At 34.5% G+C, this 26487-nt stretch carries 17 protein-coding genes and 4 pseudogenes; 5 read left to right on the forward strand and 16 right to left on the reverse strand.

The window, feature by feature from the left end; all coding sequences use genetic code 11:
• Positions 1–275 precede the first annotated feature (275 nt).
• On the forward strand, positions 276–1022 hold the full coding sequence (locus JCM15092_RS11590) for a copper homeostasis protein CutC (RefSeq protein ID WP_024994804.1): 747 nt from the start codon (positions 276–278) through the stop codon (positions 1020–1022).
• A gap of 74 nt (positions 1023–1096) precedes the next feature.
• Here the strand turns inward: JCM15092_RS11590 and JCM15092_RS15950 are convergent.
• The 13 genes and pseudogenes from JCM15092_RS15950 to pstC all read right to left on the reverse strand — a co-directional run bounded on the left by JCM15092_RS15950 (position 1097) and on the right by pstC (position 19289).
• Positions 1097–3747, reverse strand: a pseudogene (locus JCM15092_RS15950) (transglutaminase-like domain-containing protein).
• A gap of 421 nt (positions 3748–4168) precedes the next feature.
• Complete coding sequence (gene lepA / locus JCM15092_RS11600) at positions 4169–5950, reverse strand: translation elongation factor 4 (RefSeq protein ID WP_024994805.1); 1782 nt, start codon at positions 5948–5950, stop codon at positions 4169–4171.
• 202 nt (positions 5951–6152) lie between these two features.
• On the reverse strand, positions 6153–8249 hold the full coding sequence (locus JCM15092_RS11605) for an outer membrane beta-barrel protein (protein ID WP_148296658.1): 2097 nt from the start codon (positions 8247–8249) through the stop codon (positions 6153–6155).
• Between the two features lie 157 nt (positions 8250–8406).
• Positions 8407–9288: a LytR/AlgR family response regulator transcription factor gene (locus tag JCM15092_RS11610; RefSeq protein WP_024994807.1), complete on the reverse strand. Its 882-nt coding sequence runs from the start codon at positions 9286–9288 to the stop codon at positions 8407–8409.
• 147 nt (positions 9289–9435) lie between these two features.
• Positions 9436–9639, reverse strand: coding sequence for a winged helix-turn-helix domain-containing protein (locus tag JCM15092_RS11615; protein WP_024994808.1), 204 nt, complete (start codon positions 9637–9639; stop codon positions 9436–9438).
• A gap of 159 nt (positions 9640–9798) precedes the next feature.
• Complete coding sequence (locus tag JCM15092_RS11620) at positions 9799–10260, reverse strand: C-GCAxxG-C-C family protein (RefSeq protein WP_024994809.1); 462 nt, start codon at positions 10258–10260, stop codon at positions 9799–9801.
• Between the two features lie 2 nt (positions 10261–10262).
• On the reverse strand, positions 10263–11219 hold the full coding sequence (locus JCM15092_RS11625; protein WP_024994810.1) for a D-2-hydroxyacid dehydrogenase: 957 nt from the start codon (positions 11217–11219) through the stop codon (positions 10263–10265).
• A 16-nt stretch (positions 11220–11235) separates the two neighbouring features.
• Positions 11236–12513: a replication-associated recombination protein A gene (locus tag JCM15092_RS11630; RefSeq protein WP_024994811.1), complete on the reverse strand. Its 1278-nt coding sequence runs from the start codon at positions 12511–12513 to the stop codon at positions 11236–11238.
• Between the two features lie 74 nt (positions 12514–12587).
• The gene (locus JCM15092_RS11635; RefSeq protein ID WP_024994812.1) at positions 12588–15161 is read right to left on the reverse strand and encodes a DUF5686 and carboxypeptidase-like regulatory domain-containing protein; all 2574 of its coding nucleotides are present in this window, start codon (positions 15159–15161) and stop codon (positions 12588–12590) included.
• A 572-nt stretch (positions 15162–15733) separates the two neighbouring features.
• Positions 15734–16417 (reverse strand): phosphate signaling complex protein PhoU, encoded by a 684-nt coding sequence (gene phoU / locus JCM15092_RS11645; RefSeq protein WP_024994813.1) that lies wholly within the window; start codon positions 16415–16417, stop codon positions 15734–15736.
• Positions 16418–16428: 11 nt separating this feature from the next.
• A pseudogene (gene pstB / locus JCM15092_RS15955) lies at positions 16429–17180 on the reverse strand (phosphate ABC transporter ATP-binding protein PstB).
• A gap of 10 nt (positions 17181–17190) precedes the next feature.
• Positions 17191–18081: a phosphate ABC transporter permease PstA gene (gene pstA, locus JCM15092_RS11655; protein ID WP_024994814.1), complete on the reverse strand. Its 891-nt coding sequence runs from the start codon at positions 18079–18081 to the stop codon at positions 17191–17193.
• Positions 18082–18083: 2 nt separating this feature from the next.
• Positions 18084–19289 (reverse strand): phosphate ABC transporter permease subunit PstC, encoded by a 1206-nt coding sequence (pstC, locus tag JCM15092_RS11660; RefSeq protein WP_024994815.1) that lies wholly within the window; start codon positions 19287–19289, stop codon positions 18084–18086.
• Between the two features lie 194 nt (positions 19290–19483).
• On the opposite strand from pstC, the gene JCM15092_RS11665 reads away from it, so the two are divergent.
• From JCM15092_RS11665 to tpx, 4 genes are all read left to right on the forward strand, one after another.
• Positions 19484–20293: a phosphate ABC transporter substrate-binding protein gene (locus JCM15092_RS11665; RefSeq protein ID WP_034541974.1), complete on the forward strand. Its 810-nt coding sequence runs from the start codon at positions 19484–19486 to the stop codon at positions 20291–20293.
• Between the two features lie 51 nt (positions 20294–20344).
• A complete protein-coding gene (locus JCM15092_RS11670) occupies positions 20345–22087 on the forward strand; it encodes a glutamine--tRNA ligase/YqeY domain fusion protein (protein ID WP_024994817.1) in 1743 nt (580 codons plus the stop codon).
• Positions 22088–22210: 123 nt separating this feature from the next.
• Positions 22211–22837: a DedA family protein gene (locus tag JCM15092_RS11675; RefSeq protein WP_024994818.1), complete on the forward strand. Its 627-nt coding sequence runs from the start codon at positions 22211–22213 to the stop codon at positions 22835–22837.
• 55 nt (positions 22838–22892) lie between these two features.
• Positions 22893–23396, forward strand: coding sequence for a thiol peroxidase (gene tpx, locus JCM15092_RS11680; protein ID WP_024994819.1), 504 nt, complete (start codon positions 22893–22895; stop codon positions 23394–23396).
• 129 nt (positions 23397–23525) lie between these two features.
• Here the strand turns inward: tpx and JCM15092_RS17115 are convergent.
• From JCM15092_RS17115 to xylA, 3 genes and pseudogenes are all read right to left on the reverse strand, one after another.
• Positions 23526–23642 (reverse strand): annotated as a pseudogene (locus JCM15092_RS17115) (ISAon1 family transposase); the annotation flags it as partial.
• Between the two features lie 318 nt (positions 23643–23960).
• Positions 23961–25025 carry a mannose-1-phosphate guanylyltransferase gene (locus tag JCM15092_RS11690; RefSeq protein WP_024994820.1) on the reverse strand — a complete coding sequence of 355 codons (1065 nt, stop codon included), beginning with the start codon at positions 25023–25025 and terminating at the stop codon, positions 23961–23963.
• Positions 25026–25134: 109 nt separating this feature from the next.
• A pseudogene (gene xylA, locus JCM15092_RS15960) lies at positions 25135–26450 on the reverse strand (xylose isomerase).
• Positions 26451–26487 lie beyond the last annotated feature (37 nt).

The following is a 26487-nucleotide window of genomic DNA, read 5'->3' on the forward strand; positions in this document are numbered from 1 at the left end:
AAAAATGTAAAAACTCATTATAATAAATAAAAATCCATTATCTTATTATTAAGATATTGATTTACAAGATTATCATTTCAAAATCATATTTGTCCGAATATATTATTAATAGAACAAAAGCAGTAAAAAAGAGAGTAAACCGTAATAAATAGGTAAATAGTAGAGTGATACACAAATAATGCATCAACTTATCTATATGAACAAAGTTTAATATGCATTGTTAGGTATATGTTTTTTATTTATTTTGCAGAATATTATCCAACTTCAAACTATATATGAATATAATTAAGATTGAGAATTGCGCTAATTCAGTAGAAAGTGCATTGAAAGCGCAGGAAGGTGGTGCATACAGAGTTGAATTATGTGCAGGTATTCCGGAAGGTGGGACAACTCCTTCATATGGAGAAATTAAGTGTGCTAGGAAATTACTTAAAGCCACAAAACTTAATGTTATCATACGCCCTCGCGGAGGTGATTTCCTTTATTCAGAACTTGAACAGGATATAATGATTGAAGATATAAAGATTGCTCGTGAATGTGGTGCAGACGGTGTAGTCTTTGGCTGTCTTACCGCACAGGGAGATGTGGACATGCCATTGATGAAAAGACTCATGCAGGAGGTTGGGGATATGAGCGTCACTTTCCATAGAGCTTTTGATGTCTGTAGAGATCCAAAGAAAGCACTTGAGGATATAATATCATTGGATATTGACAGAATACTAACATCGGGACAAGAAGAGAACGCAGAGAAAGGCATACCTCTTTTGAAAGAGCTGGTAGAACAAGCCGGCGACAGAATAATAATTATGCCCGGATGTGGCGTAAATCCGAATAATATTGCGAGAATAGCAAAAATGACCGGAGCAAAAGAATTTCATTTCTCAGGGCGCTCGGCTACTGAAAGTAAAATGTTATACAGAAATCCTAAAGTTTCTATGGGGGGAATTGTCAAAATAGAGGAATACAGCAGAGAAGTAACAGATCCTACCAAAATAAGAATGGCTATAGATAATCTGAAATAGGAACAGATAATTAATAAGAATCACCATTGAATAATGATAAATTCATTTACAATGGTGATTCTACTTTTTATATGTTATAGCTTATCAATGACTTTCATCATCTGCTCACCTAGACCGATAGTATAGCCTTGTGAGACAAAAACAACTCGATTGAAAGTGTCTGCTATGATAAATATTGGCAAGTTTGTTGCACTTACAAGCTTCATCTGTTTAACAATCTGATTCTGAATGCTCTTATCAACATCTGTTCCATAATCAATGGTAGATGGAAGGCCCTTGAATTCATTAGGATTAAACTTTTTATACTGTGATTCGTCAGGAAATAGCAAAATCATTTTCCTACCCCATTTATTAAATTCACCTGAGAGTTGAACGATATCACGAAGTGCATGATTAGTCGGTTCCTGACCTACGCCCAAAATTCCAACAACAAAATATCCTCTTCCTGTTGTAGATAATATACTCTTTGTATCTTTTGAACCTATACTCCTATATTTTGACTCTGAGTTAAAGTTACCTATTACTTCAACATCATTAGTACTCTCGCGCATTACAAATGATATATCAGTTGTCTTATCAGGTTCAATATTAAAGAAAGTCATATTCGCCAAGACTCCTCCATTAGCAAGTCGCGTTCCCGTCACCAACATATAATCACCAGCATCAAGAGTAGTTCCCCTCTTTAATAGATTACTCCATGTAGCACCAACTCCCATATCTACATCACCCTCATCATAATTAAGTAGAGAAACTGAACAATCTTGGTTAATTTTAGATATAGTAAAATGTGAATAGTATTTTGGATCAGCAAGTGACTTAGTGGGTTGGTACGAAGCCACTACTCTACCTTGAGAAACATTCTTATCTAAATCCTCACTAAAGAATACTACATCTTTAGCTATACCTGACATTATCTGTACCTTTCCAGTAACCTCATCTATTCTTGCAGGTATATCCAAACTTCTGGCAAGAGAAACAAAGAAAATATCACGACTATGTTTGTCGGCTACCTTAGTCATCCACACTCCCATTGGTGATATTGGAGCGCCTCCCAGATTACATGAATCATCAACAGTTATAAATGACTTAACGAATTCAGCAAGTTTATCAGGAGATTTTCTAAATCTATCTACTTCGTTTTCTGGAATAGCCTTTTTGAAAAATGATTTATATGGCTTAAGTAGTTCATTACTTACTCTTGGGTTTAGGATATTGTCTACATCATCTCCATTATAATTACTGATATTATCATTAAGCACATCAAGAGTGATATCTCTTAAGTCCTTTGCGGAGATAGCATTAAGTAGAGCCAATCCATTTTCTTTACTTCTATTATCCTTTAATGATGATAGAAAACTCTTGATAACATCAAAGTTTCCCCTTGACGCTATAAGAAGTTTTGTGACCTTTTCTTTATCGTACCCATTTTCCTTCGCAAAGGCTCCTGCACTGTCCTCGTTCATAAATGTAGAGACATATGCATTACGTATTGAATCTTCAGCATGAAGTTTTTTGTTATTCCCCTCACGTTGTTCTTCAGTAACTTCAACGCTTATATTCCCTTCTTTAGGAGGAATAATGTCAATCATATCCGTAAAACTCTTTCCACCAGGAGTCATATCTAGTACAACCACAGTCCTGTCATCTTTTGTAAATGATACTTCTTATATCCAAACTTTCCATCCTTATATGCCCAGACTAGCATGTCACCCTTTCCGGCAGTAAGTGAGACTTCACCGTTTTTATCACTGTTTTTAGAAGCAACAGTATAGAATTCTGCATAGTTGTATACCTTAAAGTCAACTTTAGCGTTTTCTACATTGTTACCATCTTTATCTGTAACCTTAACTACTACTTTTGAAGTTGGAGCATAGTTATCAGTTACATTAATCTCTGTATACCTTGGATTTACGTACATCTTCTCTTCCGGTCCATTATATCTGCCAAATACCTTTGTATGCATAAGCATGCCTCTTGATGCCGGAGCATTAAACCAGCCAAGGTTCAATACAGGTTCCGGTTCGCAAGCTCCAAGGAAAAACCATTTTCCGTCAACCCAAGCCTCAACCCATGCATGGTTATCATCTGTATGAGCCCAACGTGGAGTATAGACTTGACGTGCAGGAATACCTACAGATCTAAGAGCAGCTACAGTAAATGTCGACTCCTCACCGCATCTTCCATATGCAGTCTTAACAGAGGCTAGAGGGGAACTTGTTCTTGAATCAGATGGCGTATAGACAACCTTCTCATGACACCAATGGTTTACTTCAAGCACAGCATCATGAAGAGATAGATTCTTCACCCTATCTTTCAACTCTTCATAAAAGACTTTACGACTGTCGTCAAGATTTTCATTGTTAACTCTTATTGGTAAAACAAAATGACGGAATTCTCTCTCCGGTATAACCTTACCCCATGGCATCTCCTCTTTTGCCTTCATAGAATAGCGTACATTTTCCAAAAAATAATCACCTGAATGGTCGGCTATATCACTCAAAGGCATATATGCATATAGGAATGTCAATGCCTCTTTCTCTAAAGGAGTTACCTCTTTATTAAAAACATTAAATAGAGAATCATTATCAAGTTTGCTAGCTCTTTCATTAAACTCTCTGTATACAATCTCCCTTTCACTCTTATCACTGATAAAGTGAGCCGTATTTGTGCAAGAGGATAAGAATATGAGAATTAAGATAAAAAATGATGTAGTTATTCGTCTCATACTATGAATTAATTAGGTTAAAATTCTTTTTTTGACGAATATAAATATATTTGGCAACAAGATGAAATACATTAACTAATTAAAACATACATACTTATTTTTGTAATGTAATTCTCTTGTATCTAAAATTGTGGTCATTAATATGAAACAGTCAACTATAAACTTGTTGTACTATATCTTTTTGAATTAAAATTCCCCAACTTTATATTTATAAAGCCAAGAGAGTTATATAAAGGAGTATTGAGAAAGGTCTTGAATCTGTGATAGCTATCAGTTTATAGTATAATGTATATTGGGTAGGACAAGTATTAATCTGAATACAGAGAAAATGCCAAATCGTATCGTATATAATGAGCATTTAATGAAATAAAAAATGATTGTCCAGACATTTTCAATCTTAAGACAATCATCTTTATTTTTTTTAATCTAGTTTAAGCACAGCCAGGAAAGCTTTCTGAGGAACCTCAACGTTACCAATCTGCTTCATACGTTTCTTTCCTCGTTTCTGCTTTTCCAATAATTTTCTTTTACGGCTTACGTCACCACCATAACATTTTGCAGTTACATCTTTTCTTACTGCCTTAATTGTCTCACGTGAAATAATCTTCGCTCCTATTGCTGCTTGAATCGCTATATCAAACTGTTGTCTTGGTATAAGATCTTTCAACTTCTCACACATTCTTTTTCCAAGGTCATAAGCATTATCCACATGTGTAAGAGTTGACAATGCATCAACCGACTCACCATTAAGTAGAATATCTAATTTCACGAGTTTAGAAGGGCGGAATCCACAAGGATGGTAGTCAAAAGAGGCATATCCCTTTGATATACTCTTAAGTTTATCATAAAAATCAATTACAATCTCCCCAAGAGGCATTTTATAATGAATTTCCACTCTATTGCCGGATACATAGTTCTGTTTTACAAGTTCACCACGCTTCCCAAGACATAGAGTCATTATCGGACCAATATAGTCGGTTGCAGTAATTATAGTAGCATCAATATATGGTTCCTCAATATGGTCAATCAGTGTAGGATCAGGCATTCCACCAGGGTTGTGAACTTCATTTACATTACCTTGCTTGTCATATATCAGATAAGATACGTTAGGCACTGTAGTAATTACATTCATATCGAACTCACGGTCAAGTCTCTCCTGAATAATCTCCATATGCAAAAGTCCAAGGAATCCGCAACGAAAACCAAATCCAAGAGCCAAAGATGACTCAGGTTGGAATGTAAGTGAAGCATCGTTAAGTTGTAACTTTTCAAGTGATGCTCTAAGGTTCTCATAATCCTCTGCTTCGATTGGGTAAACTCCCGCAAATACCATAGGTTTAACCTCCTCGAATCCAGCAATTGCCTTATTGCATGGTTTTAAAACATGTGTAATGGTATCACCTACCTTAACCTCTTTTGATGTCTTTATTCCAGAAATAATATAACCTACATCACCAGTACGTAATTCTTTTCTTGGAACCATATCCATCTTAAGAATACCAATCTCATCAGCATCATACTGCTTACCTGTATTAAAGAACTTAACTTCATCACCTTGACGGATTACACCATTTTCAATTTTGAAGTATGCAATAATTCCACGGAATGAGTTGAATACAGAGTCGAATATAAGTGCTTGTAGCGGAGCTTCTTCATCACCTTTAGGATGAGGAATTTTCTCTATAACTGCACTCAAAATATCCTCAACACCCATACCTGTCTTTCCCGAAGCACGAATAATATCCTCTCTTTTACATCCTAAAAGGTCTATTATCTCATCCTCAACTTCATCAGGCATAGCACTATCCATATCACATTTGTTCATAACAGGAATAATTTCCAAGTCATGTTCAAGAGCCATATAAAGATTAGATATTGTCTGAGCCTGCACACCTTGTGAAGCATCAACAACAAGAAGAGCGCCTTCACAGGCTGCTATAGATCGTGAAACCTCATAAGAAAAATCGACGTGTCCCGGAGTATCAATAAGGTTCAATACATATTTTTCACCTTTGTAGTTATACTCCATCTGAATGGCATGACTCTTAATTGTAATGCCTCTCTCTTTTTCCAGGTCCATATCATCAAGCATCTGACCTCCGGTTATTTGAACCGTATGAGTATATTCAAGTAGACGGTCTGCTAAAGTAGACTTGCCATGGTCAATATGAGCGATGATACAAAAGTTTCGGATATTTTTCATTTTTCAATATTATTCTGAATTGCAATTGTTGAAAAAAGCTTCCGCCTTAGTAATAACAAACTTTTGGAGGAAGCAATTTTCAACGTTTGCAAAGATAATATTAATTTAGTTACCTTAAAATAGCCTTTTTAACAAAACTGCATCACTTTATAAATATTTATTTTCAAATTCAAATATAAGATAGTCAATATTATCCTAAATCTTATTTTTTACCCTCTAGCACTCCAGTATCTGTATCTTCATTTTTAATTCTCTGCTGCATAGTGCTATGTTTCCTTCCAAAATTTAAAGACCATGTAAATTTAAGAAGCATCATCCTAGATGTCTCATTAACATAACGATATGCATAATTCTTTCCATATTTGTTCCAGTTCTCACTACCAACTTTATAGTTATCCATAAATGGATTGTTCATTGCAAAAGTTACTGAGAAGTCTTTCTTGAAGTATGTAAGAGCTATATCATGTAGGTCTTCACCAAGTTGTAAGGTCTCACCATACAAGTAAGGTCGATGAGTGACCATGTTGAATGAAAGAGCTAAGCATTTATAAGCAGCGACTAGATTCGCTATAGCATATATATTATTATGTGTGTAATGATAATCAACTCCACTGCTAATATAACGATCTACTCCTACTACTCCACGAAAATTAATCATTCCTTTAAGTAACATTAATTTCAGCTCATATTCTGCATTAAGCTTTTTCCATGAGCGTTGGTTATTGAATGTTCTTACGATATTATGATCTTCCAAAATTGTGCTCTCCATTATCGCATCTTTGTTATAGTCGTATGCTAGGCTGAGAGATGTACTCCACTGTTGTTTATGATAATCGAAAGTAAGTTGGTTAGAAAATAGATTTGATGGTTTAAGACCCGGATTTCCCTCTCTTATCTGATAATTGTCAAGTGCCTGACGTATATTACTCAACTCTGCTAATGTAGGATTTACGCTCTCTACCCTTCCTCTATATTTTACAAAGAAAGTTTCTGAAGGTGTATAGCTTAACCTAAGCATAGGATTAAAGAACAATTTATTATATCCCTCTCCTCTTTGAGAGAATGACATATATGTTGCTCCCAAACTAACAGCAGCATTAAACTTCTCAGAATTGCGGCTCAATTCTGCATAACCATATGTCTCTGAATTATGTAATGAATTTTTCTCATCCTGGGAGCCATAGTAGTAGTTGCTTGCATAGCCAACAGTCTGCTTAAGACCAAACGAAATTTTATTAGCTCCATTCTTGACCTCATAAATACCCTCTCCTATAAATGCATATTTATCTCCATTCACATTGTTCTTTATCAACTTCTCAACCTTATCACCATTGAGAATCTTATAATCTAACCTGTTTCTCGTTGAAGTATAACTTCCTATTACATCTATAAAAAGGGTCTTATTCTTTGATATTGAATTTTGATAGTATAAGTCAAGAAGAGTTGTTGAATTATGATTTGTCTCATCATTCATCAATTGCCATTCATTTCCAGGATTTGCAGATGAAGTAAGGGTGCTGTTAAGTTGAGATTGTGGTGTATTTAAATATTTGCCCCTTATTGCAGCATTGAACATCCACTTATCACTATTTGCATAATTATAGTTTAACGTTAAGAAATGATTATCATATTTCAACTTTCCAGGATATCCATTTTCAACCTGACTAATTCTACTTCCATCATTAAATATATAATCCTCTCTATTCATATTATAAAACTCCTTGAATGAAGCATGAAGCATATCGTAGTTCAAGCTAAATTCGGAATTTTTATAGTTATATTTTCCTGAGAGATGATTCCTTCCATAAATTGTATTAAATGCTTCCATCAAATCGGCCATAATCGCTCCGCCCTGTGCTGCTTTCTTAAGCTTGAAATTGATGACCATTGCTGCATCTTTATACCGTGCTCCAGGGTTATCATTACATTCAATCTTACTAACTTCATCAGGTTTTACTGCAAGGATATCGTTTAACTCAACAACTCTTCCATTAATGCAGTAAACAGCATTACCTCCTCCAGAGAGAGACACAGTATTAAACAATGTATTTATCTGTATTCCATTAACTCTTAGCTTTTCTAGAAGAGAGAGAGCATTATTGGAAAGTCTTTTCATCTGAGAATTTGGAAAATAAATCTTCTTATCTCCTCTTTGAATTGACTCTGGTGCTTTTACTGTTACTTCATCAAGTAATACATTTCTCACAATTGTATCTTGAATAAAGGTAACATCGGATTGCTGCGCATGTGCAACAGTAAATGTCAAAATTGAAATAAATAATAGCTGTAACTTTTTCATATAAATAATTATTAGTTTCATCATATTTGATTAATGATGAAGCGAAATTATCTATAGAAAAAATGGAGGGCAAGTATGTGGGATGTAACGCTTAAATAATGTGATAAAATACTTTATCCAGTGACGAGATACATTTATTTGTGATAAATAGCAGTCTCTATGACTCAATTATATCATATACAGAAGTAGCATATGCACGTGAGACTAATACTGTCCTATCTGTATCGTCAATGTGAAGTCTGTATCCCTGAGCATTCCCATCTACATGTTTTATCTTATCAATATTAACAATAAAAGCTCTGTGACAACGAATAATATTAGGATAATCTTTAAATAATTCCTCTACTTGCTTGAGCGTGCAGCGTAAAGTTTTCTTTTGAGATACTCCGTTTTCTAGATAAAAGACATTTATATAGTTTCCTTCTGCCTCTATGAATTGAAGCATAGATGGCAAAACTTCCAATGATTCTTTAGTATTACCTTTAATAATTATCTTCTCTTCGTCTTTAGCAACAATATCAATAGATTCAGATTGACTAATAAGAACCTGACTTGCTCTACGCTCTAAAGCCTTATTCAGTTCAATCTCCTCCTTAAGTCTTTCTGAAAGAAGTCGGTTTCTATCAACAAAATATGAATATATAGATAGAAAAAAACTTATTACAATAGCATAAAAACAGTTGATCCAGAATGCGTTCAAAGTAAAGTCCCCATTTGTGTCATAAAAAGCACTCCTTATATTACCTGTAAAAATGACAGAAGCATAACAAGTTATTAGGAATCCCATTATAAATGTCACAAGAGCATTAATTATTACAATTCGGTATTTACTTTTGCTACCTCTCTTCATACGAAAGACAAAAGATGTAATAAATTCACTAACAAGGATAGCTAAAGCAGTCAAAAAACCGTATCCCAATATTATAGGGTATTTGTGGCTCTCTATTCTATCTACACCGAAAGGTTGCAACAGAGCAATTATTACAACAACTGCAAGAGATATCGATATAACATAGTAAGCTAATCCGTTTTTATTCATAATATTTCGATTATATAATACAAAAGTAAACCTTTTTAAATAAAATATAATTAATAAGCCCAAATTCGTTACTATTATAGTATCAATAAAATAAAAAAGCGCGTAGCATATAAAATTATAGCTACGCGCCTTTTATTAAATCTTTCATTAGGAAAGCCTTACAAAAAGTTCACCATCAATCTCTGAAGTTGAAACTTTATCTTCTCTAAGCAACCATCCTAAAGCGAGGAAAAACTCTTTATCAGCTTTTATTTTTGCAGCTTTCTTAATTTGTTTCTGAGTTAAACCTTCTGTGCCATTGAGTGCTGTCCAGATCTCACCGGCCAAAACACCAGCTTTTTCTTTCAACATTTTCTTTTTACTTTAAATTAAACAATATACTATTTATTATAGTCAATTAAATCGTCTTATACTATATTTTTTGCAAATGTATACAAAAAAAAATGTTATAGACTCATTCAAAAAAGAAAATATGCAGTATTCAACTCATTTTTTAACAACTAATTAAGGCTATATTTCAGAATTGTGACTATCTACCCAAATCCTAGCAGCTTCCTCAACAATTTTCGCACAAGGCCGTTTCTTATAGTAATGCTCACCTCTAGCTTCAGGAGTGGAAACAATCGGAGTATCGGAAGGTAAGTTAAGTAGATCAGAACACCTCAAAGCTCCGTTTCTTCTCTTAAATTCCTCAGCCAGTTTCTGAACATAAGCATAATTTGCAGCTTTTCCCTCTCTATCTGCTCCATCTGTAGTCCCTTTCTCAAGTCCAGCTAATAAAAACATGCCACAAGCAGCTCCACATGTCTCACGCATTCTACCAATGCCTCCACCAAAAGAGGCAGCCATTTTTAACGCCTGCTCTTTTGAAAAACCATATTTGTCAGCAAAGGCAGCTACAACAGACTGACTGCAATTGAAACCTTCTTTAAAAAGTTCAACAGACTTTTCTATTCTTTCTTGATCTGTCATATCTATTTTGCAACATTATTAATAATCTTATTATCAATGAATCCTTTCAAATTGTCAACGGCTATCTGCATGAGTCTCTCTCTTGCTTCTTTAGTTGCCCAAGCAATATGTGGTGTAATAAAACAATTCTTTGCTGTAAGGAGAGGATTATCATCTCGTGGAGGTTCCTGTGAGAGCACATCCATACCTGCTGCCGCAATAACACCTTGGTTCAAAGCATCGGCAAGATCCTTTTCATTAATTAAAGGTCCACGCCCTGTATTGATTATAATTGCACTCTTCTTCATAAGAGATATACGTTCCTTATTAACTAGTGATTCTGTATCATCAGTAAGCGGACAGTGAAGAGAGATGATATCACACTCTTTGAATAGGTCGTCTAACTCAGCCTTTTTTATCTCAACAGGCAACTGCAACTTAACTTTAGAAGTGTATGCAAAAATCTGCATGCCAAATGCTATAGCTATTCTTGCTGTTGCCATACCTGTATGCCCCAGTCCGACAATGCCTATCTTCTTATGGGCAAGTTCTGTCAGAGGATAATCCCAATAGCAAAAATCTTTGCTATTGCTCCATCTACCTTGGCTATTCTCATGAGCATAATGACCTACTCGATTTGTGATATTAAGTATATGGGCAAATACCATCTGTGCCACAGAATCTGTGCTATATGATGGGATATTAGTAACCACAAGACCCTTCTCTTTTGCTGCATTTATATCTACAACATTATATCCTGTAGCTAATACACCAATATATTTCAAGTCAGCAAGCTGCTCTATTGTATCTGCAGTTAAGAGAGTCTTATTTGTAAGTAGAGCCTGAGCACCTTTACAACGTTCCAACAATTCATCGGGAGTGGTTCTGTCATATATTGTAACATCACCTAAAGCCTGAATGGCATCCCAAGATAGATCGCCCGGATTAAGTCCGAAGCCGTCTAATATGACTATTTTCATTTTACTAAATATTATATCACTGTTTATACTTTTCACCCCATAGCTTATCCAATTGCTGCTTCATCTTCTCCTCCTGGGCATTTCCTTGAGGATGCCATAGTCTGGAGTTTTTCACCTCATCAGGAAGATACTGCTGAGGGGCAAAGTTATTCTTGTAATTATGTGAATATTTATAGTTGTTCCCATATCCAAGCTCTTTCATGAGTTTAGTAGGAGCATTTCTTAGATGTAATGGAACTGGTAGGTTACCACTCTCTTGGACAAGTTCAAGAGCACTGTTTATTGCCATATAAGCTGAGTTACTCTTGGGACTGTTAGCCAGATAGACCGTGGCCTCGGCTAAAGGTATTCTTCCCTCAGGCCAGCCTATCTTCATAACTGCATCAAAAGCAGCATTAGCAATAAGAAGTGCATTAGGGTTTGCCAATCCTATATCTTCGGATGCTGAAATGACAAGTCTTCTAGCTATGAAAGCAGGATCCTCTCCTCCCTCAACCATTCTTGCCAGCCAGTATATTGCTCCATCAGGATCACTTCCCCTGATAGACTTTATAAAAGCTGAGATAATATCATAATGCATCTCTCCATCTTTATCATATGCGAGCGGATTCTGCTGGAGTCTATCTACAACCTTTTCATCAGTTATTACAATCTTCTCCTCATCTCCTTCTGCATCCACAACTAGCTCTATAATATTAAGTAGTTTTCTTGCATCCCCTCCTGAATATCTTAATATGGCATCATACTCACTAATCTCTATATTTTTCTCTTTGAGGATAACATCCTTAGTTAGGGCATTATGTATCAGTTCTATCAAATCGTCTCTCTCCAAAGATTTAAGAACATAGAGCTGACAACGAGATAGAAGAGGTCTAATAACTTCAAAAGATGGATTTTCTGTAGTAGCACCAATAAGTGTTACTACACCTTTTTCGACAGCACCAAGAAGAGAGTCTTGTTGGGATTTACTAAAACGATGTATTTCATCGATAAAAAGTATTGGACTTGACTGTGAGAAGAAACGATTACTCTTGGCTTTATCAATAACCTCGCGTACATCTTTGACTCCACTAGTAACAGCACTTAAAGTATAGAAAGGTGTCTCTAACTTGTTGGCAATGATTTGCGCCAGTGTAGTTTTTCCAACTCCAGGAGGGCCCCACAAAATAAACGAAGCTATTCTTCCTGAATCAATCATTTTTCTAAGAACTGCACCTTGTCCTACCAGATGTTTCTGACCAATATAATCATCTAGCGTCTTAGGACGCAAACGTTCCGCCAAGGGTTGTGCCATAAACAAAAATATTAAGTTACTTAGGCAAAGTTAATAAATGCGATTTATAATTATGCCTAAGTAACCTACTATTTTTAGAATGTCATCATGACCATGAACCTTAATCCCCATTTGTTTATTCCAGGATTATTGAGATAGTTCAGACGGCGTACATAATCAATATGAAGAATTTTGAGTATGTTGTGTACACCTATCGAGTACTCCATATAAGGAGTTTTTGTATCCATAACAAAGCTTGTAGGCATACCATCTCTTGAAGGGAATAAGAACAGATCCTTATCGCCCTGATTCATCATTGGATTATTTTTATCAGTAAGCTGACCATAAAGCATCTTAAAGCCTATTGCTTCACGCCATTTTAACTTTTTAAGAAGAGGTATCCTATTAAATATCTTACCATTCAAATCCCATGAAATATCAAATGAAGCATACCTATCATTTAGGAACTCAATATTATTTATAAGGTTGAAAGTCTCCCTCTGTGATATATACGACAAGTTAGCAGCCGGCATTATAAGCAATGGGAATGGTACCTTATTCCATTCAGCACCACCTTTCAGGAATAGATCAATCTTTCCCCAAGATGAGAACCAGAATCTCTTGTAAATGCCAACTTCTGTCATATTATAATTGTAATCACCTCCAAATGCTCCTTTGAATCCCATTGTATGAGATAAAGTAATCACTGGTGCATCGAAAGTAACAGGAATTCTTCTCTGCTTAGTATTTATGAATGTCTCTCCCGGTGAATATCTGAAAGCCAAAGATGTCTCAAATGTAGTAATATCTGGGATAAGTGTCTTTTGATCATCATTTGTAATATACGCCAATCCACCAGTAGGTTCATCATTTGTATGCTTAACTTCAATAGTGGTTTTTAGCCCTCCCTCTATTTCACGCTCATATTTTAATGACATATTACGTACGTAAGACATCTGATCAACAGTAGTAGTCTTCCATGATACGAATACATTATCTTTATCTGTTTTAAGAAACTTATCTGTAGGAGACATCACATCATACATATAATTGAAAGTGATAGAGTTCTTAGGATATTCTCTTGGCAAGTACTCTTTCTTGTTAAATGAATACTCTACTTCACCCATATATTTAGACTTATGATCTTTGAAACCATATGCATAATATCCGCTTAAGAATAGATGAGGATTTAGATTTGCAGTTGTCTGAGCACTCATCCTCAACCTCAAGCCGTCAATATAGTTACTAGATATCATAGTATTGACCGGACCTATATCAACTTTACTTGGATTCTCTTTTGTTCCAGTTTCAACAAAGTTCTCAATAAAAGCTTTCAAACCAAAGATGACATACTTGAAACCTGGCATCTGCTCAAGTCTTTTTACAAGCATATCCATTGAACTCTCAGTTTTGGTAAGTGGCACTTGACGATATTGTTCCCAAAACTTATCATCACGCATCATAGCATCAGCCTCTTTTATCTCACTACCTTTTCGTTTAAATAGCTGTTGAGGAATTTCATCAAATGCATAGTCAGAATATGTTGTAATTCTTCGAATCTGGAATCCCTGCATAATCTTCATGACCTTGAGTTCTACAATCATATCATCAACTTTAAGAACTCTCTCTCCATTAGGCAACTTCTCAAACTCCTGAATTATGTTCATATGATCTACAAAGTTCACTCCAGATTTTTGAGGAAGATTCATAACACACTTCTTTACTGCATAAGAAGAGTCTGCAAGTACATATAGATGTCCGGTAAAACCAAAGTCCTGAGAATTATTTGGGACAAAAGATAAATGGAAACACTTCTCCTTATCTACAAAAGTTGTATCCATTATATAATATTTATAGAAAGATATTGCATCCGAAGATGATATAGGACTTATAAACGGATATTGAAGTAGACGTATATCATTATCATAGATATTCACATCCGTAAAAACATCTTTAAGTACAGTAGTAAGGATATCACCAGTTGCAAAAAGTTCATTTACACCTGTTGTACTCATACCTTTTACGAGAGTCTTGAGACTCTTTGGATTTTTACGATAAATAATCTGTGATGCTGTCTCATCTATTGAGATAGGAAGAATGTTTTTATCAGTTTCAGGACTATACTCTATCTGATCCTTGAGAAAAGGCATTTTTTTATACATTCCCTTTTCAAGCATCTCTGGGGTAACCTCGTTAAGAGACATCTTAAGTTTCTGATACTTATTATACTGATAGTAGTCATTGTCCTCTAACTTATTATTTTGTTTATTAGCAATGACCTTCTTCATCATCTCTACAGCAGGATTGTTCTTTCTTGAATATTTCTGCCTTTTAGGTTTTATAACTACCTCTTGAAGTACTATATCATCTGGAGAAATCTTTATGTCGAGTAACTTGGTAGTACCTGGTATTATTGTGACGTTCTTCGTTCTATAGCCGACTGCTGAAAAAGTTAGTTTTGTCCAACCTTGTCTGGTTTCAACAGAATAATGCCCTTTATCATCAGTGATACTACCAACTCCTTTGCCTTCATAATAGACTGAAAGATATGGAATAGGCTCATTTGTAACAGAATCAATTACTACACCTTGTATCTTTTGGGCAAAAAGGTTTGTAGTACAAATAAAAAGTATAAAAAAGAGAATCGATCGTATATATACTTTGTTCATTCTAAATTTTCATAATTATATGAGTCGCAAAGTTAATCATTTAGTTAAAAGGATTCTGCAAATTTTACTTAATAAATAATTAATTCAAACTTATAGAACATTTTTTCAAGTGAAAAAAAATAAAAAATAGCAGTTCTGTCCTAAGGATTTTAAAAATGAGTTACTACATATTTCTTTTTGTAAAGTTATATCTTTAACAATTATTAAATATTTAAGTCAATTTTATGGATATAAAATATGATAAATCTAAGAAAAATAGAAGTATACATATTTTTACAAAGTCATTTTATCTATAGTATGATAATTAAAAAAAACATTAATAAAAAAGGGGTCTTTTCACAAAGCCCCCTTTTTAAGTTTTCAATAGGTATTAGTTTTTTTTAAGGTAAAAAGATTGTTTTCAGGATAACGCTGCAAAGATGTTACCTTTTTTATAACATTCCAAAAAAAAACATGTCATACAACATATGTATTAATTTTTTTTAAGGATATGGAATAAACATTCATCTTTACTTTTTGTTATTGCAAAGATAACATTCTTTTTAATATTAGTATATTTTAGTAACTTTTTCTTAGTCATCTGTCTCATCATGCTTATCATGATGTTTCAAAACTTTCGCTTCTATATAAAATACAATCTCTTCACCTATGTTTGTTATATGATCACCAGAACGCTCTAGTTTTCTAAATACTCCAACTAAATCCAAACACATTTTTGTCTCGTCTATATGATTAGCTATATATTGAGTCAGAATAGTAGATGCTTGGGCATTTATCTCATCTACTAAATTATCTTTTGATATTAGTGACATTGCATCATCAATATTCTCTTCATTAAATGCCTTCTTAGATATTTCAAGCATAAGAAGAACTCTTTCAACCATCTCATGCAACCTAAGTTCTTCAAACAGTTCTGTGTTAACAGAATTATTATCAGTTCTGAGAACAAACCTTGCTATTCCTTCTGCAAAGTCACCTAATCTCTCAAGGTTAGTATTTATCTTTAACACTGCTAATACAAAACGCAAATCAATAGCTACAGGATTATAAAGAGCTATGATATCTTCAACATCACTGTCAATATGAAGTTCATATGCATTTACTCTTTTCTCTCTTCCTATGACTTGTTGAGCCAAATCTTTATTCATTGTGAACACTGCATCAGAGGCTTTTGCCATCTGATTGTACACCATTGACCACATCTCATTTAGCTCTTTTTTTAGAGAAGTAATTTCCGATTCTATAAATTTTACCATAATATTTTGATTTATCCGAAACGTCCAGTAATATAATTTTGAGTCTCTTCTTTGGATGGATTAGTGAATATCTTCTTGGTATAATCATACTCCACCATTGCACCTAAGTAGAAAAAAGCTGTCATATCGCTAACTCGTGCAGCTTGCTGCATATTATGAGTTACAATAACAATAGTATAATCTTTTTTCAGTTCATGAATAAGCTCTTCAACCTTTGCAGTAGATATAGGATCTAGTGCTGAGCTGGCTCATCCATTAGCAGAACCGATGGCGAAACAGCCATAGCTCTTGCTATACATAGTCTTTGCTGCTGCCCACCTGAGAGTTCGAATGCAGATTTCTTCAATTTATCCTTCACCTCATTCCAAAGAGCAGCTCCCTTTAATGTCTCTTCTACTCTGTGACTTATGAATTCCTTGTCACTTACACCATTAACTCGTAGTCCATAAGCTACGTTGTCGAAGATACTCTTAGGAAAAGGATTCGGCTTTTGGAAAACCATTCCTACGTTTTTACGTAATTCATCAACAACTACATCTTTTCCATAAATGTTTATGTCGTCAATTAGTACCTCTCCTTCCAATCTTGTATCAGGAATAAGATCATTCATTCTATTCATAAGACGAAGGAATGTAGACTTTCCACATCCTGATGGTCCGATAAAGGCAACAACAGACTTATCTTCTATCTGAATAGATATATCTTTTAAGGCCTGAAATTTACCATAAAAAAAGTCAACGTTTTTTGTTTCTATTTTTATCATAATGGTTTGTTTAGTTCATTTTTGCTTTATTTGAAAAATATTTTCTTAGGAGGTTTGCAATGATATTTATTATCAATATTATCACAATAAGCACCAAAGCTGTTCCATAAGCCATTGGTAACTGTTTCTCCATATCTGTACCACTTGTGGCTAGTACATAAAGATGGTATGGTAATGCCATACACTGATCGAATATTGAGCCTGGAAGATGAGGGAGAAAATATGCAGCACAAGTAAATAATATAGGAGCTGTTTCTCCAGAGACTCTTCCCAATGCAAGAATAAGTCCGGTCATTATATTGGGTAACCCCATAGGAAGTATAACATGCCATATAGTCTGAAGACGCGAAGCTCCTAATGCCCTGCTACCTTCTCTAAAGCTATCTGGGATAGCTTTAAGTGCCTCCTCAGTAGTACGTATGATAAGTGGTAATGACAATAGCCCTAACGTCAGTGATCCAGCCAATATACTATCTCCGAAATCTAGATACTTAACAAAAAGTGCCATACCAAAAAGTCCAAAGACTATGGAAGGTATACCACTAAGATTGTTAGTCATCACTCTGATTATCTTAACAACCGTACCATTACTAGCATATTCATTCATATATATACCACTCATAATGCCAATAGGGAAAGAGAATATTGCACTACCAATCATCAGATAAAATGTACCTACTATAGCCGGCCATATTCCACCTTCAGTCATTCCATTTTCAGGAGAACCGAAAATAAAATTGAAACTGATAACGCCAATACCTTTATAAATTATAAAGCCCAATATAATAAAAAGTATGAGCACTATAAAGTAGCTAAAAGCAGAAAATATATAAAAAGCAAGATTCTGTGACCTTCTTTTACGCTTACCATAATTTGATGGAAATGATATTTTATTATTCATAATCAATTTTTCAGTTTACGATTAAATGACATTCTAGAGGTAACAAACTCTACTGTTGTATTAATTACAAATGTTATCACAAACAATACAACGCCAAGCATGAAAAGAGCTTGGTAATGAGCACCTCCTGCAGGAGCTTCACCCAATTCCGCAGCGATAGTAGCAGGAATGGTTCTCAGCGGTTCAAGCAGAGAAGAAGGAATAACTGCAGCATTACCTGTAACCATGAGTACAGCCATTGTTTCACCTATAGCCCTACCAATACCGAGTACAACTGCAGATGTGATACCAGACATAGAGAATGGTATGACAACCTTATATATTGTCTGCCATTTTGTAGCACCCAAAGCAAGACTAGCCTCTCTCATGCTTCTAGGACAATTGCGTAATGAATCCTCGCTAATCGTAATTATTGTGGGGAGTGCCATTATAGCAAGGACAATACTTCCGGCTAATCCACTCTCACCAACAGGTAGATTGAAAAGTTCTTGAATCAAAGGCACAATAACAACTAGTCCAAAGAAACCAAACACTACAGATGGAATACCATTCAGCAGTTCTATTATAGGCTTAAGAAAATTCCTAACCCTATGACTTGCAACTTCAGACATATATACTGCTACCGAAAGGCCAAAAGGTAAAGAGAAAAGAATTGCAAAAAAGCTGACCCAAAGAGTTCCTGTTATAAGAGGTATGAATCCAAACTGAGCTGATGGTGTAGCAGTAGGAAACCACTCTTTTCCCAAAAAGACTTCGTCAAAATTAATATTCTTATCATCTAACAGCTTCCCGTGAAATTTATCAGTTATAAACTGAGATGGTACAAAAGCTATAATACCTTTCTTTTCAGCTACAACCTTATCAATACATTTATCCACATGTTCATAGTTCTCTCCTAATTCCTCTTTAGTAAAATATTTATCAATACTTTCCAAGCGGAATACTACAATCTTCTCATCTCTTCCACCCAACTGATTCCAGTTTAAATACTCCTCATCAAATATATTTTTTATTTGCTCCGCATTTAATACATTGATAGGATTACTTTTATTTACGGCTATCACATAGCCTTCTTCTATTTCTTTATTCTTAAACAGTCCTCCTGCTTCAAAGAATAAGAATAGAATAATTAGGATGATTACAAAACTAGTAATATAACCACTAAATTTGAGCATCCACTCTACAATTAATTCATATACTCTTCTCATATTTTTTTGTTGCAAATAAATCTATATATTATTAAACAAATATGTAGACAATATTATTATTATATTGCATTTATATTTCATTTACGTTACACGTCAGTTATTATAATATTTAATCTCGGTTTTTTATTTTATTTGTTATACTCTTGTAATATCTACTCACTTAATTTGAAAAATTAATTTAATATTATATAGCTATGCTAAGACTTATAGTGATTTCAATCTCATTACTGGTATATACCAGCAGTTATGCACAAAGAATAAAGGGAAGTGATACTGTTCTCCCTTTAACTCAAGCGGTGGCAGAGACATACATGGATAAATATCCTCAACGTACAGTAACAGTTACTGGAGGAGGATCGGGTGTAGGAATATCTTCTATAATGGAAGGTACTACTGATATAGCAATGTCTTCAAGGCCAATAAAGTTCAGCGAGAAAATAAAACTTAAAAAAAGTAATAATGAACTAGAAGAAGTTATTGTTGCTTATGATGCTCTTGCTGTAATAGTAAACCCATCCAATCCTGTAAAAAAGCTCACCAAAGATCAGTTGGAGAAAATATTCAGAGGTAAAATAAAAAACTGGAAAGAGGTTGGTGGAAATGATATGAAGATAATAGTATATTCCCGAGAGACATCATCAGGAACATATGAGTTTTTCAAGGAGAGTGTCCTTAATAATAAAAATTATATGGCAGGAGTTCTTTCAATGCCTGCAACAGGAGCGATTATACAATCTGTTAGTCAGACAAAAGGAGCAATTGGATATGTAGGATTAGCATACTTATCTCCTAAGGTAAAAGCCTTATCTGTAGCTTACAAGGATAATAAATATGTCTATCCATCTATGGCAAATGGATCTAATAAAAGCTATCCTATAGTACGTCCCCTATTCTATTATTATAATAAGAAATATTCTGAGAAGAATATGCCTTTCATTAATTTCATTTTATCAGATGCCGGACAAAATATTATAAAAAAAGGCGGATATATTCCAGTTAAATAGGTAGATAATAAAAAGAATATGTATTTTTGCAGAAATGCAAAAATGATTAATATGACTGATATTAACGTCACAGAAGATAAAGAAAAAAAAAGCCTTAATTTTATAGAACAGGTTGTCGAGAACGATCTTAAAGAGGGGAAAAACGACGGAAAAGTTCAAACCCGTTTTCCACCGGAACCAAATGGATATCTTCACATAGGACATGCAAAAGCGATTTGCATGGATTTTGGTATCGCAGCTAAGTATGGTGGAATTTGCAACCTGCGCTTTGACGATACAAACCCAACTAAAGAGGATTTAGAGTATGTTGAAGCTATAAAAGAGGATATTAAATGGCTTGGCTTTGATTGGGGAAATGAATATTATGCATCAGATTACTTCCAACAACTTTGGGACTTTGCTATTGACCTTATAAAAAGAGGAAAAGCATACATAGACGAACAAAGTGCAGAACTAATTGCACAGCAAAAAGGAACCCCAACTCAGGCCGGGACAAATAGTCCTTTTAGAGAGAGACCTATTGAGGAAAGTCTTGAATTATTCTATAAGATGAATAGTGGTGAACTTGAAGAAGGTTCTATGGTCTTGAGGGCTAAGATAGATATGTCCAGCCCTAATATGCATTTCCGTGACCCTATTATATACCGAATAGTTAAAACTCCTCATCACCGCACTGGCACAACATGGAAAGCATACCCTATGTATGATTTTGCACATGGACAGAGCGACTACTTCGAAGGAGTTACTCACTCATTATGTACTTTAGAGTTTGTTCCTCACCGCGCACTTTATGATTTATTTGTTGACTGGGTTAAGAATGAAAAGGATTTGAATGACCATCGTCCTCATCAGTATGAGTTCAATAAACTTAATTTGAACTATACCTTGATGAGTAAACGTAACCTATTAATCCTAGTAAAGGAGAACCTTGTTAACGGATGGGATGATCCACGTATGCCTACACTTTGCGGTTTTAGAAGAAGAGGATATTCTCCTGAATCTATTCGTAATTTTGTAGATAAGATTGGCTATACAACATATGATGCCCTTAATGACTTTGCTCTCCTTGAAAGTGCAGTCCGTGACGATTTAAACAAGAAAGCTACTCGTGTTTCAGCAGTACTTGACCCTGTTAAACTTATCATAACCAACTATCCTGAGGGAAAAGTTGAAGAGATGGAGGCAATAAATAACCCTGAAGATTTAACAGCCGGCTCTCATACAATAGAGTTCAGTCGTGAACTTTGGATGGAGAGAGAAGATTTTATGGAAGATGCTCCAAAAAAATTCTTCCGAATGACTCCAGGGCAAGATGTACGCCTTAAAAATGCATATATAGTTAATTGCACTGGTTGCAAAAAAGATGCTAACGGAAATGTGATAGAAGTATATGCAGAATACTATCCAGATAGTAAAACCGGCATGGAAGGAAGCAATAGAAAAGTTAAAGGCACACTTCATTGGGTTAGCTGTGACCATTGCCTAAAGGCAGAGGTAAGAGTATACGACCGTCTTTGGAAAGTAGAAAACCCACGCGATGAGATGGCTGCCATTAGAGAAGAGAAAAACTGTGATGCGCTTGAAGCAATGAAGGAGATGATTAACCCATATTCTCTTCAGGTTATGAAAGAGTGTTACGTCGAAAAATTCTTATCTACAACAAAACCACTTGACTATCTCCAGTTCCAGAGAATTGGCTATTTCACACCTGATAAAGAGTCAACCTCCGACAATCTGATATTTAACAGAACAGTATCATTGAAAGATACTTGGAGCAAGATTAATAAAAATTGATATTAAAGCATTAATACAATAAAATAGAAAGACTGTCTAGCATCTATTAAAAAAGTTTAGACAGTCTTTTCTAATAATATAAGTTATAAATAATATATCTTAATCTATTAACAATCACAAAAAATGGAATCAGTAGCATTCATACAATGGTGTCTTGATAACTTAAATTATTGGACAATAACACTATTAATGACAATAGAAAGTTCTTTTATACCTTTTCCTTCTGAAGTAGTAGTACCACCAGCTGCATATAAAGCTGCTGCAGCAGGAAGTGACCTAAACGTTTTTCTAGTTGTATTATTTGCTACTTTAGGAGCTAATCTTGGCGCGCTTATCAACTACTATTTAGCTTATTTTGTAGGTCGACCAATAGTGTACAAATTTGCTAATAGCAAATTCGGTCATATATGTCTCATTGACGAAAACAAGGTCAAACATGCAGAAAAGTATTTTGATGACCATGGAGCTTTGTCTACATTTATAGGTAGATTGATTCCAGCAGTACGCCAATTAATATCTATACCTGCAGGCCTGGCAAAGATGAAGTTATCTACATTCCTTATTTTTACTACAGCTGGAGCGCTTTTATGGAATACAATTCTTGCTGCTATAGGATATTATCTTTACTCTGTTGTTCCAGAAGATAAACTCATGTCTACTGTAACAGAATACAGCAGTGAGATAGGATACATATTTATTGCAATCGGAATTTTGATTGTATTATTCTTCATACAAAAAGGAAGAAAATAATATTTTAACCAAACTATTTCCTTCAACAATTTGTTATATAGAAAAATGTAGAATTATGTCAAAAACAAATTTAAAAGGTGGCCAGGTATCATTGGCAGGTAATTTTATTCAAACCGGAGTTTTTGCTCCTGATTTTGAAATGATAAAGGGGGATTTAAGTCCATTTAAACTAAGTGAAAGCAAAGGGAAATATTTAATTCTAAATATTTTTCCTAGTTTGGATACTTCAGTTTGTGCAACTTCTGTAAGAAAGTTCAATCAACATGCTGCATCTCTTTCGAATACTATTGTATTAGCTATCTCTAAAGATTTGCCATTCGCTCAAGGTCGTTTCTGCTCTATAGAAGGCATTGAAAATGTTGTTGCTCTTTCTGACTTCAGAAATATTTCTGATTTCGGTAAAGAATATGGTGTATTGATTGAGGATTCTCCACTACAAGGACTTTTAGCAAGAGCCGTTATTGTATTAAATACTGAAGGAAAAGTGATTTATTCAGAACTAGTTCCTGAAATAACACAAGAGCCAGATTACCAAAAGGCATTAGAAGCTCTTAAATAAGCCCTATCATAATTATAATAATTAAGGATTATATCTCATCATAAAATGATTTGATATAATCCTTTTTATATATTGCGTTTATTGGTTCAGATACTACGGGTCAGCCCCTAAAGTTAGGGATTTAACAAATTAAGCATACTGTTTAGTAACCCTGAACAAGTAAAACTTTACATCATCAACTCCTCTGAATGTAGCCCTGAAAGATTCTTGTTTTGCATTAAAAGATTCAGCATCGGCATTGGTCAACCCCAGCATCTGTTTATGTACATGAAAACCGGTCTATTATATATGTCGCAAATCTGTCGTGATCGGTTAATGAATAGATCATGATCGATTAGTCAATGAATCATGACTGGTTGAACAATGAATCATGATCGGTTGAACAGTTTATCCTGATCCGTTTTTCTGAACAATGAAAATAATTGATCCTATATTTTCTTTGCATTAAACAAAGATAATATTATTAATCAAGAAGAAATAGAATTTGTTAAATCCCCAAGTTTACGGAGGGAGCCCATTTTTTTAATCATGTTTACAGAACCTGATCTGCAAAAAGATAAAAGACTAATCTTGAGAGAAATCTTTTATTCTCTGCTCTTCATTTAATCTGCATATCAATAATGTATCATTATTTTCTGCAATAATATAACCATCCAGCCCTTGCACAACAACTTTTCTTTCTTGCATAGTATGAACAATACAATTTCTAGACTCATAAAGATTAATATTATTGCCAATTAATACATTGTTATGAGCATCTTTGATTTTATTGTCGAAAAGTGATCCCCAAGTACCTAAGTCACTCCAGCCAAAATTAGCTGGAAAAACAAAAATCTCATCAGCTTTCTCCATTACCGCATAGTCTATAGAGATATTCTCACAAAGTGGGAATTCTGAGTCAATCATATCCTGTTCTTTATCAGTATAGAAGTATGGAAAAACTTTTTCAAATATTGCTGCCATATCTGGCTGATATACCCTAATGGAGTTTACAATAGTATTAATGTTCCAAACAAAAATACCTGCATTCCAGAAGAAGTTATTCTTTTGAAGATATTTTTTTGCTCTCTCCTCGTCAGGTTTCTCTTTAAATGAATCAACTCTAAATACTTCCTTATTTTTTGTGGATGGCAAAGATAAATCAGCTTCAATATATCCATAACCAGTCTCTGGCCTTGTTGGTTTCATTCCTAATGTAAGAATAGCATCAGACTGATTTGTAAAATTTAATGCAGATTTAATAACTCTTTGAAATTCAACAACATCAGTTACAATATGGTCACTTGGAGTGACTACTACATTTGCATTAGGATTACGTTTCTTAATTTTCCAACTCACATAGGCTATACATGGAGCTGTATTTCTTCTGCATGGTTCACATAGTATATTATCTTCAGGTATTTCCGGAAGTTGCTCTTTTACTATAGAAATATATTTTTTAGAAGTTACTATCCATATATTATCTAACGAACATAATCCTTTGAATCTATCTACGGTAAGCTGGATCAATGATTTACCACATCCTAAAACATCAATAAATTGTTTAGGAAACTCTTGGGTGCTCATAGGCCAAAACCTACTTCCTACCCCTCCAGCCATAATAACAAGGTGATTATTTTCCAATGCCATATAATTAATAGTTAAAATACAAATTTAACTATTAATTTCTATATTATATAATAAAACCGCCACCATTTTGACTATGGTGGCGGTTGCTCAAATATTTATTTGTAAAAAATTAGCAATACATATTTACAATTGCTTCGTAAAGTTCTTGCTTACCACTTACTTGTTTTGGCTCACCAACTTCTTAGAATAAGAAACAAGATCTTCAAGAGTTAATTTACCATTCTCAAAATCTTTACCCTTACCTGCATCAAAAGAGGCATAACGATCACTGAACATCTTCTTATATGGAGATTCGTTAAGTAAAGCAGCAGCAGATTCTAATGCACGAGCCATAACATCCATTCCAGAGATATGAGCGATAAATATATCTTCAAGATCTGTTGAGTTACGACGAGTTTTAGCATCAAAATTAGTACCACCGTTACCGAAACCACCATTACGAATAACCTGCATCATTGCCTGAATCAATTCGTAATTATCAATTGGGAACTGGTCAGTATCCCATCCGTTCTGTTGGTCACCGCGGTTTGCATCAATAGAACCTAGCATTCCATTGTCTACAGCTACTGCTAGTTCATGCTCAAATGTATGACCTGCAAGTGTTGCATGGTTAACCTCAATATTAACTTTGAAATCTTTTTCAAGACCATGAGCTTTCAAGAAACCAATAACTGTTTCTGTATCAACATCATACTGATGTTTACTTGGTTCCATTGGTTTTGGTTCAATAAGGAATGTACCAGTAAAGCCTTTAGAACGAGCATAGTCTCTTGCAATAGTTAACATCTGTGCAAGATGTTCTTTCTCACGTTTTTGGTCTGTGTTAAGAAGTGACATATATCCTTCTCTACCGCCCCAGAATACGTAATTGCTACCACCAAGTTCGATAGTTGCATCAATAGCATTCTTTATTTGAACAGCAGCTCTTGCTACAACATCAAATTCAGGGTTAGTTGCAGCACCATTCATATAACGAGCATGACCAAATACATTTGCAGTACCCCACAATAATTTAATACCTGTTTCTGCTTGTTTTTGTTTAGCATAAGCTACAACTTCTTTCAAATTTGATTCATATTCTTCTATAGTAGAAGCCTCTTCGCAAAGGTCTACATCATGGAAACAATAGAATTCGATACCAAGTTTCTGCATAATTTCAAAACCAGCATCCAACTTGTTTTTAGCAGCCTGAACTTTATCTGAGTTGCCATTCCAAGGGAATGATTTAGTTCCTCCACCAAATTGATCTCCACCCTCTGCACAAAGTGTATGCCACCATGCCATAGCGAATCTTAACCAATCTTTCATCTTCTTTCCATTGATAACTTTTTCTGCATCATAATAACGGAAAGCCATAGGATTTTTACTCTCCTTACCTTCAAATTTAATTTTTCCTATACCAGGAAAATACTCTTTTGTTGCCATAATTTTTTTTTATTTAAAAACCTGTATTAACTAATTA

Source organism: Phocaeicola paurosaccharolyticus JCM 15092 (assembly GCF_000613805.1).
In the GTDB taxonomy this organism is placed as follows: Bacteria; Bacteroidota; Bacteroidia; order Bacteroidales; family Bacteroidaceae; genus Phocaeicola; species Phocaeicola paurosaccharolyticus.